This window comes from Flavihumibacter sp. CACIAM 22H1 (assembly GCF_001601815.1).
Classification (GTDB): domain Bacteria; phylum Bacteroidota; class Bacteroidia; order Chitinophagales; family Chitinophagaceae; genus Flavihumibacter.
In genome coordinates this window covers 1-19,299 of record NZ_LUKG01000054.1, presented here as the reverse complement: position 1 = coordinate 19,299, position 19,299 = coordinate 1, and the positions used below count along the sequence as shown (strand labels likewise).

General features: G+C 41.6%; 10 protein-coding genes. 6 read left to right on the top strand and 4 right to left on the bottom strand.

Annotated features, from left to right (window positions below; translation table 11 throughout):
• Positions 1–57: 57 nt before the first annotated feature.
• The 4 genes from A1D16_RS14405 to A1D16_RS14390 all read right to left on the bottom strand — a co-directional run bounded on the left by A1D16_RS14405 (position 58) and on the right by A1D16_RS14390 (position 4,929).
• Positions 58–3,246, bottom strand: coding sequence for a M1 family aminopeptidase (locus tag A1D16_RS14405; RefSeq protein WP_290710706.1), 3,189 nt, complete (start codon positions 3,244–3,246; stop codon positions 58–60).
• Positions 3,239–4,120 carry an ABC transporter ATP-binding protein gene (locus tag A1D16_RS14400; protein ID WP_290710704.1) on the bottom strand — a complete coding sequence of 294 codons (882 nt, stop codon included), beginning with the start codon at positions 4,118–4,120 and terminating at the stop codon, positions 3,239–3,241. The genes A1D16_RS14405 and A1D16_RS14400 overlap by 8 nt, the downstream gene beginning before the upstream one ends.
• Before the next feature lie 77 nt (positions 4,121–4,197).
• Positions 4,198–4,410 (bottom strand): helix-turn-helix transcriptional regulator, encoded by a 213-nt coding sequence (locus A1D16_RS14395; RefSeq protein WP_290710702.1) that lies wholly within the window; start codon positions 4,408–4,410, stop codon positions 4,198–4,200.
• 3 nt (positions 4,411–4,413) lie between these two features.
• Positions 4,414–4,929, bottom strand: a complete 516-nt coding sequence (locus A1D16_RS14390) for a DUF2975 domain-containing protein (protein ID WP_290710700.1) — start codon at positions 4,927–4,929, stop codon at positions 4,414–4,416.
• Positions 4,930–5,077: 148 nt separating this feature from the next.
• On the opposite strand from A1D16_RS14390, the gene A1D16_RS14385 reads away from it, so the two are divergent.
• From A1D16_RS14385 to A1D16_RS14360, 6 genes are all read left to right on the top strand, one after another.
• Complete coding sequence (locus tag A1D16_RS14385) at positions 5,078–6,400, top strand: amidohydrolase (protein WP_290710698.1); 1,323 nt, start codon at positions 5,078–5,080, stop codon at positions 6,398–6,400.
• 49 nt (positions 6,401–6,449) lie between these two features.
• Entirely contained in the window at positions 6,450–7,727 is a 1,278-nt protein-coding gene (locus A1D16_RS14380) for a hypothetical protein (RefSeq protein WP_290710696.1), read from the top strand.
• A 23-nt stretch (positions 7,728–7,750) separates the two neighbouring features.
• Positions 7,751–10,015 (top strand): hypothetical protein, encoded by a 2,265-nt coding sequence (locus tag A1D16_RS14375; RefSeq protein ID WP_290710694.1) that lies wholly within the window; start codon positions 7,751–7,753, stop codon positions 10,013–10,015.
• A 9-nt stretch (positions 10,016–10,024) separates the two neighbouring features.
• Complete coding sequence (locus A1D16_RS14370; RefSeq protein WP_290710692.1) at positions 10,025–11,143, top strand: hypothetical protein; 1,119 nt, start codon at positions 10,025–10,027, stop codon at positions 11,141–11,143.
• A 38-nt stretch (positions 11,144–11,181) separates the two neighbouring features.
• Positions 11,182–18,726, top strand: a complete 7,545-nt coding sequence (locus A1D16_RS14365) for a PA14 domain-containing protein (protein ID WP_290710690.1) — start codon at positions 11,182–11,184, stop codon at positions 18,724–18,726.
• A 13-nt stretch (positions 18,727–18,739) separates the two neighbouring features.
• Positions 18,740–19,299: hypothetical protein (locus tag A1D16_RS14360; RefSeq protein WP_290710688.1), on the top strand; the 560-nt coding region annotated here is incomplete at its 3' end.

The window sequence follows — 19,299 nt, the reverse complement described above, 5'->3', positions numbered from 1 at the left end:
GTCATTTTGGCGGGTAAATTTTGCAGCTGTATTTCCAGCCGCACCGGGTGGTACCAATTATTCCCTGAATAACCGGTTTATTGCCGCAGCCTGGCTGGCAGGGGCTTCTGCCAGTATAGCCTTTATAAGATCTTCGCTGGTAGGCGCCGCATAAGGGTAGCGATTGGCGGCCAGGAATTTATGTAAAGCGGTATTTATTTTTTCTTCCCCGATCAGTTTGTACAGCTTATACATTACAACGGCACCTTTGTAATATGCCAGCGGCGCATTTTGTGACTCAACCTTATAGAGCGCTTCCTGGTTAATCGTCCATCTTTCCCGATCATAAAATACCTGTAACATGTCTACTGCTTCTTTCATTGTTTCTTCTCCCAGTTTCTCTTTTAAGAGCATGATTTCGGTGTACATGGCCAGGGTTTCTGTTAGCATTTGCGCGCCTTCTTTATCAGCAGGGTGTAGTTGAAAGGTTCCCCACCATTCGTGTGCTAATTCGTGCGCAGCTAATTCATTGATGACATCGCGTTTGGCATCGGTACGCAAATCGGCATGGAAGCTACCGGTTTCGTTCATGAATATGGTACCTGGATAAGCCGTAGCATTAAAGCCCGAGGTGAAGCTGGATATTTCAGCAAAACAGATGGAGGTATATGGATAGGCACTGAAATGCCGGGTACAGTAATCCAGGGTTCGTTTGGATTCTTCCAGTAGGGTGGCTGCGTTTTCTGCGTGTTCGGGATGATACATGACCGATAGTTCAATGCCTTTATAATGTTCTTTGGTGATGGCATACCGGCCGGAGGAAAAACCAAATCGGAAAGGAATGCGACCGATTGAATTAAAGTGGAACCAGTTGCGGCGCTGCTTGCTCCAGCTATTGATCAGTTGCCCGGTGCCGGCCACTTGTTGATCGGCCTCGGTACTAACTACAGCATCCAGGATAATTCCAGCGGGGAAGTTATACCTGGCGCTGTCTTGCAGCCGGGCAGTTTCGGTTGCGTTGCCCAGGCCTGCATCGTTTCGTTTTGCCACTGACTCCAATTCATTTTCCGACTGGTAGCCCAATTGAGGAAAATACCGGCTGATGCGCATAAAACTTCCGTTGTCCAGGATCGAGTTAAATGATTGGTGCTGGTTGAAAGGCGACCAGGTATAATGCAGGCGAAATGTTAAGCATATGGAATCGCCGGGTGTTAGGGGTTGCCGGAACCGAAACCGCCAATGTCCATAGGTGTCGTCTTTTTCCAGCAGTGCGGCATTTTCCAATTGCAGGCTTTTTATTTCCATCGTGGGATCTATATACAGGAGCAGGCTATCCAGTGCTGCGGATTCCTGGTTCAATAACTGATAACTACCCTGGATCGTATAGCTATTACTAGCCGGATAAAGGTCAATATTGGTATTAACGCGCGTAATGGAAGCTTGTGCTACTTGTTGATAAGCGCGGTATTTTTTTTCGTATCCGGCCTGCCAGGCTATTTGTTGTTTTTTCGTTAGGTAGCTGGTTTGCTGATAAATGGGCCAGCCGCTGAATACCATACCCGCCACTGCTATCGCAGGCATCAGGAATGCAATTGGTCGCCTGTTTTTTAGCGGTGTTTTCCAGCGAATTATCCACCAGCAGAGCAGCAAGGTAAAACAGGTCCAAAAGAGCTGCGTGATCCCGAACCCGTATAAATAAGCCCCGTATCCGTTCATATCAGAATATGCCGGCAGGTAGGCGTTGGCGAACCTGGCGAAGGGATGTTCCAGCCCTATCTGCCGACCCAGTTTTGTTTGGGTAACCAGCAAAAAAACAGCGGCCAGCAGAATACCCGGATATTTTTTTCCTACCATAACCTGTAGCAGCAGCAGGATGCCTGCGCATAACATACACGGCCACCCGATGGTAAAAAATAAACTGCTATAAAGTTTCCAGTTGACCTGGTTGTATTGAAAAAAAAACTGGAAAACCAACCCGGTTAACAGCGCACAGCTTATTAAACAAACTAATAAAGAGTTCAATACCATCCATTGGGCAAATAGCCGGCTTCCAAAAGGCAGGGGACTTGCTTTTTCCAGGGTTTCCATATTCACCTCTTTTCTTTTCCAAAGCAGTAACTGACTGTAAAACAGCAGGGCAATCATAGCAAAGGCGGGCAGACTTTGATAAATGCGGTTAACCATCTGCGTGGTACTGGCGTAGCGCTGCGGTATTCGAATGCCGGCATCTATATGGCTATAAATTTCTATCCCCAGGAAAAAAACAAATAGCAGTAATAATACAAGCAGGGCCCTGCTTTTAAAAACCAGTTGGTTGCCAAGTTTCCATTGAGCCATAGCTGTTTTCCACCAATAGAGGAGGGGGGTATACCTCTCCAAAACGGGTTGAAAGGCAGGAGCCAGACTGGCTGTTGCTGCGTCGCTTAGCCGTCTGCGTGGCTTAGGGGCCTGGCTTAAACGGAATTGATAGAACCTGCTTCCGATTATAACCAGCAAAACAGCAGCTGCTGTAAAAGCTATCCTGTTCAGGAGGAAATTGCCCCGGGGTAGTATCAGTTGTGTATTTCGTTGTGGTACGCTCCAGCTCTGGGTTTGTTCAAAAAAGCCGGCTATGCCGAATGGGTCCAGTTTGGCGGCTATGGCCATGGATGCTGCAGAAACGGGCGATGCATGGGCAAACAGCGGCGAATCAGTCAGCAATCCCATAACGATGTAGAGGATATAACAACTTAAGCCCGCCATATAAACCAATAAAGGGCGTTGGGTGATCCAGGCAGTTAGTGCTACCCAGGCCGAACAAAAAAGAATATTGGGTAGTACCAGGGTAAGGTAGGGGACGATATAGTTCAGGGGCCGGAAGCTGCCAAAACGTAGGGTGTCATGGCTTCTCATCCAATGACCTGCCATGCAACCCACTGTGAATAACAGATAAAGCAGGGCGGTTAAGCCAACGACCAGCAGCCAGCGGCTGAATAGAAAACTCGGTTTATGGAGGGGGTGTGCATATACAACAGCTTCGAAACCATTTTCTTTTTCCCTGAAAAAAACCTGCACGGTAAAAAATGTAACCAGGAAAATATTTGCCAGCGACACAATGGATGTTTGATAAGTGATGACCCAGGGAGAGTTAACCTGCAGGCCGGCGAAATCGAAGTTCATAACAAAGCTGGCCAGCAGGCCGGTAAGCAGTGGCAATGGCAGCAGTAGCAGTGCCCAGGAAAAGCGGTAATAGAAACGTGCTTCAGCTGGTAAGTAGGTACTAAGCATGGGTAGAGGTATTAAGCAGGTTAGCGAAATAAATATCCTCCAGTAATGGCTCAGCGGGGTCAAAACCGGGGCCGGGCAACTGGTCTGATACTACACGGATGTTTAATTGCCCGGCGTTCAACTGGGTATATAAAACAGCGAATCTTGCCTGGTATGCCGGTAAGTCTTTTTTGTGAATGGTTTTTTTCCAGATTTTTCCCTGGATGGTTTCAATAAATTGATGGGTGGAGCCCTGGGCTACTAATTGACCTTTGATAAGGATGGCCATATGTGGGCATAAGCTTTTTACATCTTCCACTATATGCGTCGATAATACTACAATAATCTGTTCTCCCAGCTCACTCAGCAGGTTATTAAACCGGTTTCTTTCTTCGGGGTCCAGCCCTGCTGTTGGCTCATCAACCAGGATCAGTTCGGGGTTACCGAGCAGTGCCTGTGCAATGCCGAATCGCTGCCGCATACCCCCTGAAAAGCTGGCCACTTCCTGTTTTCTTTTGTCGTACAGGTTCACTTTGTGCAAGAGGGCCAATACCTGTTCTTTTCTGCCTGCTTTGGGCAAGCCTTTAAGAACCGCCAGGTAATTGAGTAAGTCCATGGCTGAATAGGTTGGATAGACCCCGAAATCCTGTGGAAGAAAACCCAATCGTTGTTTAATATAGAGTGGGTCGGCAAGGATGTTTTTTTCGTTAAAAAAAATAGTTCCGGAACTTGCAGGTTCTAATCCGGCAATGATTTTCATGAGGCTGGATTTACCGGCGCCATTCGGACCCAGTAAACCAAATAAACCCGGACTAATGGATAGGTTGATAGCATGCAGTGCCTGGATGCCATTCGGATAGGTTTTGGAAAGCTGTTGAATAGTTAAGGTAGGCATAGTGATTGGTTATGTATGGACAATAGGGTAGCCGTCTCCGTTAGGAGATGCATTTTTTACCCGGTATAATTGATTAATCAGGTTTGGTCTGGCTGGTATTCCAGGATATCACCAGGTTGGCAGTCGAGTGCCTGGCAAATAGCTTCCAGGGTTTCGAACCGGATGCCTTTGGCTTTTCCCGTTTTTAGGATCGATAGATTGGCGGGTGTAATGCCGAGTAATTCAGCCAGGTGTTTGCTCTGCATTTTTCGTTTGGCCAACATCACATCTATATTTACAATAATGGGCATAATTCAAATATATAGATCCTGTTCTTTTTGTAATTGGAGTCCCTGGCGGAAGATGGCTGCCAGGAAATAGGCAAACACACCTACCACAATATGTAAGAGCACCAGTGCAACAGCGTCTGCTTCGAGGGTATCGAAAAGCAGGGTGGCTACCAGGTGAAGGATCGGTAAAAGAAAATTGGCCAGGTAAAAGTTCCGAAGGTGTTTTACCCCATTGTCGGTAAATAACCGTGGTTGAAAGAAGACCCGGAATACATTACCGAGTAACCAGCAGAACAGGAAATACCAGAAAATCACGGATAGGAAGTAAAGGCTGATATAGGTGGCATTATAGTCTCCGTTCAGCAGGTGTTTTTCGGAGAAGGGGTAATTGACGGAAAAATACCGGCCTCCTTCCCGCAGTCGCAGTCCCCAGCCGGTGCTGAGGGAAATAGCAGAAAGCAGGAAAAATATACCATAGAGCAGGGCCATTGCTCGGGAAAAGTAAAAAAGCAATCGGGCTAAAAGTCGGGTAGCTTGCATGGCAGATTCTTGATTTAATATTGCAAATATGCAAATAATTATTGTAAAACAATAATTATTTAAGAAAAGCGAAAGGGGATGGAGGAGGGAAGAGGGAAGCCCCCTTCTTCCCCCTTTCCCCCTTAGTTTTACATCTTAAACAAGGTCCATGAAAACAGCATTGACAAGAAAAGAGTTTATCCGGAATTCCTCTGTTTTATTAGCGGGTGCCGGCACAGGGTGGGCAGGCAGAAAACTAGCAGATCCGGTTGAGCAGGCAGTAGACAAGGGGGAGGTAATAGTATTGAAGAATGTACGATTGGAAACGGGGTTTGAATGGAAGGGGGAGGAGGTGATCGCTACTAAAACAGCGCTGTTTTCCATAGAATTGCGCGAGGGGAAATTTTTTGCGATCGGTCCCAATTCCACAAGTTCACAGGCAATTGACGCAAGGGGGTGGTTGCTGGCGCCTTCTTTTAAGGACATGCATATTCACCTTGATAAAACTTTTTATGGCGGCCCCTGGCAGGCCAGGACCCGGAAGAACAGGACGGTAAAAGATATGATTGCGCTGGAGGAGGCAATGCTTCCGGACTTGTTAAAGACATCGGTATATCGGGCAGAAAAGCTGATTGAATTATTGCAATCAAAAGGAACAGCATTTGCCAGGAGTCATGTAAATATTGAGCCAACGTCTGGGTTGAAATCGCTGCATCATTTGCAGCAGGCATTGGAAACCAAGAAAAAGGGGTTCGGGGCGGAGCTGGTAGCATTTCCTCAACATGGCTTGTATTACCGTGATTCAACTGCTTTGATGAAAGAAGCGGCTCAGTCAGGAATTGATTTTATAGGCGGACTGGATCCGGCTTCAATAGATGGTAATATCCAACGTAGCATTGATTTTACGGTACAGCTGGCGTTGGATAATAAAAAGGGAATAGATATTCATTTGCATGAAGGCGGTACAGAAGGTATGAGTGTGGTTAATTACCTGGTAGACCGGGTGATGGAAAACCCGGCGTTAAAGGGACGCACCTGGTTAAGTCATTGTTTTGTACTGGCATCGCTGGAAGCAAACCAACAGGAAGCAATAGCCGAAAAAATGGCAGCAGCTGGTATTGGCATCGCTTCTACCATACCTATGGGTCGGTCGCTGATGCCCATACCAACCTTATTAAAACATGGTGTGCAGCTGGTTACCGGTAATGATAGTATTATTGATCACTGGAATAGTTTTGGTACAGGTAGTGTATTGCAGAAAGCGAATTTGATGGCGCAGTTATATGGAATGGTAACCGAGCTGGAGTTATCACAGGCGCTGGCATTGGCAACGGGTGGGGTAACAGCGCTTAGCCGAAAAGGTCAGCAGCAATGGCCGCAGCCGGGCCAGGAAGCCAGTTTTGTATTACTCGATGCTTCCTGTTCTGCAGAAGCTGTGGCCCGAATTTCGCCGGTCCGCAAGCTGGTGTACAAAGGTTATATGATGGGGTGATGTTGGTGTAAAATAATTTGCTTGCAATGAAAGGTTGTAATTTTAAATTTTGATTATTTATCTAGGTGTTAGTGCTTGGTTGAGGAAAAAAATACACGAATTAGTAAATCTACTATTGCAAAAACTGATATTTCGTGTTTTCTTAGCGGCTGACCTTAAACCTGTCGCTATGAACAAAATTTTTGCTTCGGCAATTGCGTTATTATCTACTCTTACCGCCTTTTCACAGAATGTATTTCCTTCAACTGGTAATGTTGGAATTGGCACAACTTCAGCTACATCCCCCCTTCATATTTATGGCTACGATTGGGATAAGATTACGTTGGAAGAAATTGGAACTACGGGAATTGGACGAATGCAATTCAAGAATAGCGGAAATACCTATTATGTTGGAACGGTTGCCAGTACGTTTGGTAACTATGGACATGTTAGGCCAAATACTGCTTTCAATACCTATGACGGTTCCAATGGAATAAACCTGGCGGCTGTCCATTATGATGCTTCTATCCGATTTTATACCGGAGGTGGAGATGATGCAAATGAACGTTTTCGAATAGGGAATACCGGTAAGATTTTTGGATTATCGGTAACAAGAGATGCTTCGATCCGTGATTCTGTTTTAACCATGGATCCTTCTACAAAAGAGTTGCAGGTAACACCCTTAAAGCCCTCAAAAATGAATTTTGTTGATACAAGGACGGTGTCGACATCTCCAACAAATTATAACGGGGCGTTTCAAACGCACTTAAAAAATAACAGCAGTTTAGGGCTGTCACCTGTTGGATCGGGCTTATCGTCAACGGTAGGTTTTAGAGGGGGAGCAGGCGATGCAACAGGGAAATCGCATGAACTGGCGTTTACGGATAATAATCAGGTGTGGTTTAGATCTGGTTTTGATGCTGCTTGGGGAGGATGGAAAAAATTGGTCCTTGATAGTGCTGGTACGGTGCGATTAGGTACAACTTCCGATCGGGCTACCTTGCATGTTAATGGAGATGTTGTAACAAGAAAAGTAAAAGTAACCCAAAATAATTGGCCCGATTATGTATTTGGATCAGGTTATCTCCTAAGGTCTTTATATGAGGTTGAAGTGTTTATTCAGAAATACCATCATTTGCCGGAAATTCCTTCAGCTGCCGAGATAGATGAAAAGGGCCTTGATATAGGTGAAACCCAGGCCCTGTTATTGAAAAAAATCGAAGAATTGACTTTATATGCTATTGAACAACAAAAGCAAATAGATGCGCTGGTGTTACAAAATGAATTATTGCTTAAAAATCTGAAGTCTAAGAAAAAAAGAAAAGTGAGTCTGCTTTCATCGAATTAAGAGTATACCGCTATCCGATTAAATTGAATAGAATTTTACCAGTAAAATTTGCAGTAATCAATCTGCTAATATGCCTGATTTTGCCTGTACAATTGGTTGTTGCTCAATCCGATACTAGCGATGTAGTCAAAAAAAGGTATAAGAGCTATTCGGATTTGCTGAATTCAATTACTCAGCTTGAGTATGCTGATACTGCTATGCTGTCATACATTGATTCTATAGCGGTAAAAAAATATAAAGAAGCATTTGTTAACTCAGATAGTACCATCCTAAAAGAAATGATCAGTCTTCCATCTATCCTAAAAATTCCTTTATTTGGTAAACCGCTATTTTCATTCAATGGAGGGTATATAAATTATCAGTGGAATTTTCGATCTGGAATTGATACCCCGTTTGTAGAAAAAAATATATCGCAGCATTTAATTACGGGAACCGCCTCGGTGACCGTAGCAAATGCAATTCCATTACGTGTTACTTATTTCGAACGACAAAGTAATTCAACTGTGTTTAGAGACTTCAGAGATGTACGGGTTGAATTGGATGTAGCGGGTTTTCAAAAGCTTAAAGAAAAACGGTTGAAAGAATATTTGTTAAATAAATATGACCAAACAAAAGATCCTTTTTTAAGACCATTTAAAGAGCAGGTAGGTAATCGAATTAGCCGTTATAAATCATGGCTTAACTATTCTGGCATTAGAAAGAAAATTATTGATTCCAGGGAAGTGTTAAGTTCTCCCGACTTAATTATTGAAAAGCCAGGCGTAAATAAGGATTCAATTCTTCAGGCCGCTCAGAAATTTGTAACATTCTATGAGTCGGTTGCAAAAAACATGAGCCGTCATCAGAAGATTTATGATTCATTAAATCTTTTGTATAAAGCGCAGGAGAGAAAATATGCTGATTTAAAGGCTCTGCTGCAGTCAAATTTGAACGCTCCCGAAGCATTGGAAAAACTAAGTAGATATGCGACAGAGACAAAATTGACTGATCAGGGATTTGATAAGATGGTATCTTCTTTTAGTGCTGTAAAAACTCTTGCTGTAGGTAAGACAATGCCAAATTTAAGTAGTTTGACTGTAAAAAATACTAATATCAGAGGGGTTGATTTTGAATATAATAAAAACAATATTTACTTGGCATTGGTGGCAGGTAGAGTAGATCTAAGGGTTAGGGATTTTGTATATAATAACCAGCGCGGTGCTCCCCAGTATGTATATGCAATTAAAGCGGGCTATGGTAATAAGCATGGTAATAATTTGCTTTTGTCCTATTTCGCTGGGAAAAAGCAGTTATTTGCTACTGGTAGTGGTATGCAGGTTCAGCAAATAAAAGGAGTTAGTTTATCCTCCCAATTGAAAATTACCCGTACAACAAAGCTAATGGCAGAAATTGCACAGTCTGCAAGTCCAGATTTAGTTGCTGTTTCGGGCGCTTCAAAAGCAGAATTTAATTTTAAGGATAACAAAAATCTTGCGTATTCAATAGGATTAGTCAGCTTTATTCCATCTACCCGAACGAGGTTGGAGGCCCAGTTTCAGCATCAGGGAGTTAATTTTCAGAATTTTACGAATTACAGGCCGAATGCTGCAAGTGACAACTGGAGTGTTAAAGCAGAACAATATGTCTGGAAACGTCATGTGAAATTTGTAGCTGGATTCAGAAAGAACGATTTTGTTAATTCATATGTATTACAACGGTACAATGCAAATACTATCTATAAACATGTATCAGGAAGTTTTCAAAAAAGGGGATGGCCTTCAATTTCTGTCAGCTATATGCCATCGTCTCAGTTTGCGATAGTTGACAGCCTGGTTTATGAGCATCAATACCAGGTATTAACTTCTTCCATAAATCATCAGTACCAGTTGGGCACGGCAGTGTCTAATAGTACCTTTTCTTATAATCGGTTTTATAATGATGCCGCTGATTCTGGTTTTCTTTACTTCAATTCAAAAAATATCTACCTGAATCAATCGGTTCGATTCAGCTTTTATACAGCGAATTTATCGGTGATTCATTCAGATAATGGAAATTATGTTTTAAATGTATTGGATGGTGGCTTGCTGTTTCATACAAAGCGCCAGAATACAATCGGGTTTGGGGTTAAAACCAATTCATTAAATAAAGAGGCACTAGTTAAAATAGGTTATTATGGAAGCGCCCGTTTTACTATTTCAAAAATTGGTGAATTGAGTATTTGGGCAGAAAAAAGTTATTTGCCAACAATGCATTCTAGGCTGGGTAAAAATGAGTTTTATACGGTCAGTTTTACAAGATATTTCAACTAAATAAATTGTATGAGGTTAATAAGTTTATTATTGGTGTTGCTGCTGTCCTTTTCTTTAAGAGGGCAGGTACTGGTTAATGTTCAGCTACCTCCTACTGGAGTGATGCAAAAAAGCCAGTTATGGAATATTTCATTAACCAATACAGGGTCTGTACCATTATCAATACATATCGAATTGATGATGATTGATCGAACAAGTGCTCAGCAGGTAATGAGTGCAACAACTCCTATTTTAGTTTTGCCAGGGGGTTTTACCCAATTGTCTAATTCAATAATTCAGCCGGTACAATACAATGTATTAAGTTCTTCTTACCTGGTGGATGCTAATCCGGCAGGTTTGTTGCCAATTGGTGATTTTGAAATCTGTTATAATATAATGAATCATTATTCTGATGCTGTTGAGCGTATTGCCGAACAATGTCAGGATGTGTTGATAGAACCTCTCAGTCCTCCGCAGCTTTTATTGCCACAGGATCTGTCGGTATTAGAGCAATTGTCTCCGCAGTTTAGCTGGTTAGCTCCAATGCCTGCCCATTTGTTTACGCAATTGAGGTATGATCTTGATTTGGTAGAAGTGTTGCCACATCAAACCGCTACAGATGCCATGCAGCAGAATATTCCGTTATTTCAACAGAAAAACATTTCTGTTGCAACTTTGCAATATCCAATAAGCGGCTCACCTATATTAGTTAAGGGTAAAGTTTATGCATGGAGAATTATTGCAAAGAATAACGAAGCAATGGTTGCCCAGAGTGAGGTATGGTCTTTTTCTTTCAAAGGGGCGTCAGATAAGCTCAAAAATACAGGACGATTTCCTTACGCTAAACTTCAAAAATCTGAATTGGGCGGATATGCCGTTTTCGCTGACGAGCTGAAATTTGATTACCTGAATGAAGCGGGTGATCGAATTTGGCGACTTAAAATCCTGGATTTATCCACCTCTTTAAGGGAACAGATTCCATTTAATATAGATACTGTTTCTATTAAACCAGGTCAAAATCTGGTAAATATAAATCTATCAAAGAATAAAGCCTTTTTGTCCAATAACTTTTACATGCTTGAAATAGCAAATTCACGAAATGAAGTTTGGAGGCTCAGATTTCAATTTATAAGAACAGACGAGGAATAAAGTTGAGCCATATTTATTGTCGTATCAATTAATCTAATATGATCCAAACCTTATCCATACACTATCAGAAGCATATTGCTTTAGCCGGAGCGCTGTTGATATATGCTCAATTCCTGTTTCCTTTATTCGCAAAAGCCGAAAGACAAAAACCTTATTTCTCTGTTCATTTCCGGGGACAGGATTTTGGTACGGCTAAGCATCCCGTTTCATTTGCTGAACATATTGCTGAGTCATGGAAAGAAGGGGAGTCAATTTCAGGTATGGAAAAAAAGTCTGAACAGGTGGCCGACGCTCCAGATCAGCTTTATGGCGGCGGGCCCGGCCAGCCTGAAATGTCTAGTTTTCAGAGTGTTAATGGAGCTAATATGGTCGACCTTTTTTCGGGCGACTTTTCCTATAACATTCCGCTTTTAGACGTGGGTGGTTACCCGGTTAATATCCATTATTCAAGCGGTATTACAATGGATCAGGAAGCGAGCTGGGTTGGACTTGGCTGGAATATAAACCCCGGAACAATTTCGAGAAATATGAGGGGATTACCAGACGATTTTAATGGCTCGGATTCCATTGTCAAAACATTAAATATAAAGCAGAATAAAACAATTGGAGTAAAATTAGGTGCCCAGGCGGAAATGGCTGGTTTTCCGTTGACTGTGGGAGCCAGTTTAGGGGTGTTTCATAACAATTATAATGGTTGGGGAGTGGAGCAAAGTGTAAATGCCGCCATTTCAATGAATTTTAAGAATAAAGGCGATTTGACGAGCGGAGATTCATCGACCAGTAGCAGCTTTATAGGCGGAAACTTTGGTATTAATAGCAATTCTCAGTCCGGATTGTCAATCAGTAAATCGCTAAATGTAAATATTAAAAAAGCCGAAGGTTTGCAGAATGTCAAGTCTTCTAATTATGGTATTAGTACTAACTACCATACCAGGGCTGGTATTTCAGCCTTAACTATTGATCTTTATAAAGAAAAATTGACCTCCAGGAATAAATACAAGCCCGATGGAGGGGTAAATAACGTAACTATTTCGTTTGCTCAGCCTAGTATTACGCCCTCGATTTCTATTCCTACCACTAGCAATAATTATGTTTTTCATTTGAAAACAGGCGGTGAATTATTTGGGTTTCATGCAAATGTTTTTGTGCAGGGTTATGTAAATAAGCAGGTCATAAAAAAGGAAGACAAAACACAGAAGTTGCCTGCTTTTGGATATATTCATTATTCCGAGTCCGCGGGTAATCAGCATGCTTTGCTCGATTTTAACAGGGAAAAAGAACTGCAGTTTAGTTATAAATCTACCCCCAATCTTGCAATTCCTCAATATACTTATGACATATATTCGATTAGCGGTGAGGGTACTGGTGGAACCATTCGTCCCTACCGGGGTGATATCGGGTATTCACGTGATCATTTTATGCGGACTAAAAGCACCGATGATCAGTTTTCCTTTGAAATAGGTGGTGGAAATATTATTCACACCGGATTTTCCTATGATTTTGTGCGTGCTTTTACCGAAAACTCGGAATGGAATAAAAACAATAACATACGGTCTAACCTGTCTTTCCAAAAAGGTAAGCAGTTGTATGAGGCTGTTTATTTCAGAAACCCGGGAGAACGTACCTCCAATGATTATGCTTATTACCAGAAAGTGGGAGATGATGCCCTTGTTCGCGTAAAGTTGGATAGGAGCTCAATGCCGAATGTAAGTGCTTCCAATAAGTTGCTCACCTATAAAAATGGTTTAAAATCCGGGGAGATTAATGTGAATGCTGCAATCAGGAAGGAGCAGAGGGATAAAAGAAGCCAGGTTGTCACGTATCTGTCTGCCAAGGAAACTATGCTGTATGGCCTCGATAAGGAAATCAGATCTTATAAAGAGAATACAGTTCCCGTAGGTGCTTGTGTTGATACCATTGAAGTAATTAACAGGGTAGATGATATCCGAAAACCGCACCATCTTTCTCAAATTGATGTCTTAAACGCCGATGGCCGTCGTTATATTTATGGGCTGCCCGCTTACAATGTTGAACAAAAGGATGTTACGTTTGCTGTGTCTAAAAATCTTGTTGAGGGTGATTTGGAAAAGGGGTTGGTGCAGTATGCTGGAAACGATAATACGGAGAATAATAATAAGGGGAAGGACAACTACTTCAATCAGGAAAAATTGCCTCCCTACGCGCATAGCTTTCTTTTAACCGGAATACTTTCTCCCGATTATGTGGATGTTAAAGAGGATGGTATTACCGAAGACGATCTGGGAGATGCTGTTCGCTTCAATTATACGAGAGTGTATGGCCCTTCACAGGGGTATTATGAGTGGAGAACCCCTGGCGAACTCAATAAGGCGACGTACAATGAAGGATTAAAATCGTATAGCAGAGATGATAAAGCCAGTTACTTTTTTGGAGAAAAGGAAGTATGGTATACCCATTCTATTGAGTCCAAAACGATGGTGGCCTTATTTAAGTTAAGCAGTGATCGTAAAGATGCCTTTGCTGCTGCTGGTGAAAATGGTGGAATTAATCAGGAGAAATCACTCCGTAAACTGGAGCAGATTGAATTGTATTCGAGGGCTGATTTATTAAAGAATGGGCAAAATGCCAAGCCGATTAAAACAGTGCATTTTGAGTATAGTTATGAGTTATGTAAAAATTATTATGGTAATAGTGAGGAAGGGAAGTTAACGCTGAAGAAGATCTGGTTTACTTATAATGGTAACGAAAAAGGAAAGCAGAATCCTTATGTGTTTAATTATACCGGTTTCAACCCGGACTATCATCCAAAACATAGTGATCGTTGGGCAAACTACAAAAGCCCTTCTAATAATCCAGGAGGATTAAATAATGCTGATTATCCCTATACCGGAACTGAGTTTTTTTCTTCGGCGGATAGTGCTTTGGCTGCCCAGCATGCGGGTGCATGGCATTTAAATGAAATTGTACTTCCTGCTGGCGCTAAAATGAAGATTACCTATGAGGCGGATGATTATGCTTTTATTCAGAATAAGCGCGCTACACAGTTTACTGATATTGCAGGGTTCGGGAGTTCAGCTACTTCAACTCCATCTAATAATCTCTATGGCAGTAATGACTACGATTATATTTTCATTAATTCCCCGGTATCAATTGCTGATAAAAAGGATATTCGACAAAAGTACCTGGACGGAATTGAATGGTTGTATATGAAGCTTGCGGTTGTTATGCCTACCGATCAATGGGGGAGTGGCTATGATTTTGTGCCAGTTTATGCAAAAATTGCTGATTGGGGTAAGGTAGACGGCCAAAACCGTTTCTGGTTAAAGTTAGAGAAAGTACAAGGCGTATCTCCCATGCTTCGGTCATCACTTCAATTTCTGAAGAATAACCTGCCTTCCAAAGCTTACCCGACTTCAGAATTAGGGGATGATATTGACCTTGCGGCCGCAGTTAAAATGTTGCTGTCGCATTCTTCAGAAGTTAAAAATGCCGTCAGCGGTTTTGAAAAGGCCAGTATGCAGCGGAACTGGTGTAAGCTGGTAGATTTGAATAGGTCACATATTCGGTTAACTGCCCCAGAGTACAAGAAACTGGGTGGCGGTGTACGGGTGAAGAAGGTGGAAGTATATGATAACTGGAGCGGGATGACCGGCCTGAAGGAGTCCGTTTATGGACAGGAGTATCAATATCGTACTTCAATTAAAGTTAATGGGTTGGATAAATTGGTAAGTAGCGGCGTGGCGTCTTATGAGCCCATGATTGGAAATGAGGAAAATCCATTCCGGCAACCTATACCATACGTTGAAAAAATGGCACCGTTTGCTCCTGTTTCCTACCTGTATAGCGAAATGCCTTTAGGAGAATCCTATTTTCCCGGGGCATCCGTAGGGTATAGTAAAGTCAGGGTGCGCACTATTCATACGAAAGCAAAATCTGCCAATGGGTGGGAGGAAAAAGAATTTTATACTACAAAGGATTTTCCAACACTGGTGGAGCACACTTTATTGGACCAGGATGCCAAAGCACGTTTTAAACCTAAATTATTGAATTTGTTAAAAGTATACAGCGTAGATCGTACAACAGTTAGTCAGGGCTTTAAAGTAGAATTAAATGATATGAATGGGAAACCAAAGTCTTCGGCTTTTTACGCGGAAAGCGATTCTTTAAACCCGATTTCGTACAGTCGTAATTATTATAAGGTTGAAAATGAAAGGGCTGCCCAACTAAAATTGAATAATACGGTTTGGGTTGTTGATTCTGCCAACGGAAAAATCGATAAGAATGGCATAATTGGTAAAGATATTGAGCTTATAACTGATTTTAGGCAACAAAAGTCCTTTATGACAACTGGCGGACTATCACCTAACCTGGATTATTTCCAGATTGGAATTTTCCCGGTTCCTTTAACTACTTTTTTCAAATTCCCACAGTTTGATGAAACCCAATTCAGGTCAGTAACAACGGTTAAAGTGGTGCAACGGTATGGTATTTTAGACAGTATTGTTGTGATGGATAAGGGTAGTGTTGTTTCTACTAAGAATATTTTGTACGACGGGGAAACTGGTGAAGTAGTGTTGAGCAGGACTAATAATGAATTTAATGATCCTGTATATAATTTTTCTTATCCTGCTCATTGGGCTTATAGTGGTATGGGTATGGCTTATAAGAATATTCATGCAGAGTTTTCCAATATTAAAGTGGTACAAGGTAAAGCTTACATCAATAATTCAAGGCAGCCATATCCGTTGGAGGAAGTTTTTGAGAGCGGTGATGAGCTTTGGGCTGTAGGCTTGTATTTCAATCCACTGACCGGTGCTAATTGTCTTGATCTGGCTACTGGATTTCCAAATATTGGATTCCCAAAACTGGGTAAGTTATGGATTGTTGATGCATCCAAAGGCAATGAAAATGACCAGGGGTTATATATTATGGAGAAAGATGGAAGGCCTTTTTCCGGTATTCTTTCTTCTGTAAAAGTGTTGCGATCAGGTAAAAGAAATTTGTTGAATGCCAGTGCGGGTTCGGTGGTTTCAATGGAAAATCCGATAAAAGAAACAAGTCCTGGTAATTATCAATTAAAAATTGATAGTACTATCCGGGTAATAAATGCATCCGTAAATTCTTATGGTGATTTATGGCAGGTAGAGAATGGTTTATTTGTAAAGGATACAATATACCGTGTTACAAAAAATTACACAACTTATCTTTCGCCGGTTGCGGCAAGTCGGAGAGTTATTTATACAAGAACCGGACATCCTGAAGATACTAGAGAAGATAATGTTTATGGTATCCAGAGTCTTGTAAGTTCGTATAATTATATAAGAGGTGGTACAGGTTGCCGTTCTCGTGCAGTTCGCTCTAAAAGTATTGTACAATACGATTTGTCAAATATTCCGGTAAGTGCTACAATTAACTCAGCTGAAATATCCTTTACGGGAAGGAAGCCGGAACTTGTTTGGAGGAAGTTTAGAAATGACTGTAGTCGTCGGTTTGAAAGTTATGATTGGACTACTGCTACTGATTATTATAAAGGTGATACAAGGGTTAACCTGAAAAGAATTACCTCCCCATGGAACTCCTTCACTAAATATCATGATTTTGCAACAACGAATAGTAACCAGGTACAACTGACAAGCTCACTCTTTAGCGGGGTAAGTGTCACAGGACTTTTGCAGGAATCTGTACAGAACCCGAACGCTACATTTGGTTTTATGCTTGAGATGGTAAAAAACAGCCCTAGCAATAACAGTAGTAGCGAAATCAATTATTTGAGTTTTTGCGCCCAGGATGGTGGAAGTACGGGCCTTGCATGTGGTGGTGGTGGAGCGTCTATGTTGGGACTGACTGTTGGTTGTAATTGTACTGCACCCGTTTTGTATCTTGATTATACCGTTGTGGAGGATTCCCTGGGCTATGTTTGCCGGTATAATATTAATGATACGGCTGTTAATCCGTACAGGTGGGGCATTTTAGGTAATTGGCGGGTAGATAGTGTTTATTCTTATTACAATGATCGGGTTGAATCAGACGCCAATTCAGTACAAACAAATATTAGAAGAGAAGGTGTTTTAAAAGGATTTAGGGCTTATTGGAATTTTGATGCTAAAGGATTGGTCGCTACCCGTGATACCACCCGTTGGGTTTGGAATTCTGTTATGAATGGATACAATAGAAGGGGATTTGAGGTGGAGAATTTCGATCCGCTTGGCAGGTATAATGCCGGGTTATATGGGTATAATCAAAGTCTGCCTATTGCAGTTGGTCAAAATACCCGTTACCAGGAATTGCTATCCGATGGCTTTGAAGATTATAGTTATTCTACGGATGATTGCTCACTCTGTTTACAACCTCGTGAGGTAGATTTTGTAAAAGATCAGTCAGGTGTAAGTATTTCATCAGCCGAAGCTCACACAGGTTTGCATAGCATGCAGGTAAATGCGGGTGCCGAATCAAAGCTTGCCGTTCCAGTAACTTCAAGCGGTACTTCGCTGGTTCCTCAATTATCACTAAAAGTTGATTCTACCGCCGTTTATTCCATAAATGTGGTAGGTGCAGGTACTGGTTTATTAGGTGTTTATGAAGGTTATACTCAATCAGCTGGGGTGTGTACTAATACCATTGGTAGTTTTAATCGAATTGATACCTCCATTAATTTTAACTGGGCATATACATCTCCACATCCTGATCTTTGTATCCAGGAGAGCCGTTTTTCCAATTTTGGCTACGTGATAAATTGGATTGGTAAGGTTCAAGCAAAAGTTACGGGTAAACATAGGTTTTATGTCGACTATACCGGAATTATTGGTATGTCAATATCAAAAGGTGATGCATTTGTTTCTTTGGTTACAACCAACGTTAGTGGTAAGGCACAAACTGCGGAAATCGATTTGGTTGCAGGCGAGTTGTATGATATTCGGATTGATTTCAGGCGGTCAGCAAGAGATTTTTCCAGAATAAGGTTGAGCTGGTCATCTTCCATGAATTTCTCTGAAGAAATAATTCCAAAGCGATATCTATATCCGTCTACCATGGCAACGGCTGATACAGTTGGTTCGGTGCAGCGGAATATTCTTTATTACTGCGTTAAATTAAATAATGCATCAGGTCAACAGATTATCCGGCCAAAATTCTCTCCAATTCAGAATTCTAAAATGGTTCTTAGTGCATGGGTTAAAATGGGAGGCGCGGATTGTAATACGGCACCTGCATTGGAAAATGTGATCCGGATAAATTATAATGATGAGTCGTCAGGTACAGGTACGGCTTTAACAAAAACAGGTACAAGGATAGATGGCTGGCAACGATATGAAGCGGTTATTACCGTGCCTTCCAATGCGGATATGCTGAATATTATTGTACAGGGGGTGGACGGTAGGCAGGTATTTGTGGATGATATTCGGGTGCAACCTTACAATAGTGCTTTGAAAGCCTTTGTATATGACCCGGTGAGTTTACGCCTCATGGCAGATCTGGATGAGAATAACTATGCTTCGTTTTATGAATATGACGACGATGGTACCTTGATTCGTGTCAAAAAGGAAACCGAAAAAGGTATCATGACTATTAGGGAAACAAGAAGTGCATTAATTAAAGACAACGAGTAATAATTTAATTGCTATGAAATATTTATATATTCTTCTAGGTTTGTTCACCGGTCTGGTTTCATCAGCAGCCCAGGCACAGGAAGTGCCAAAAGGATTTGAATTGATGGAGTTGGTGAATATCAGCCAAACTTATCTACGGTATCCAAATCTCAGCTTCGATCTCATTTATACCTATACTGATAGTTCTAATCCTACTGTTGTTTATGAAGAGGTTCAAGCAAAATGTAAGATGCAGAACGGACGAACCTGGAGTAAAATTGATAGCGTTGAGTTTGTACAGGGGAATATGTATAATGTAGTAGTTTATCATAACGATAGCGTAATTATGGTGAATGACAGGGTTGAGCAGAATTCTATTTTTCAGCTACCGTTGATGGACTCCTTATTCAGAGAGGCAAATGTTGATTCCTTGGAAGTTAGCCGCCTCAACGATTCTACCCGTGCTTTATTAATCCATTTTAAACCCGGGGCATTTTATAAAAGTTATCAAATCAAGTATCATCCATATACCTATTTAATAAGGTCGATAACTTATTTTCTGCCAGATGAAGAGAATGTTACTGCCTGTGGAAC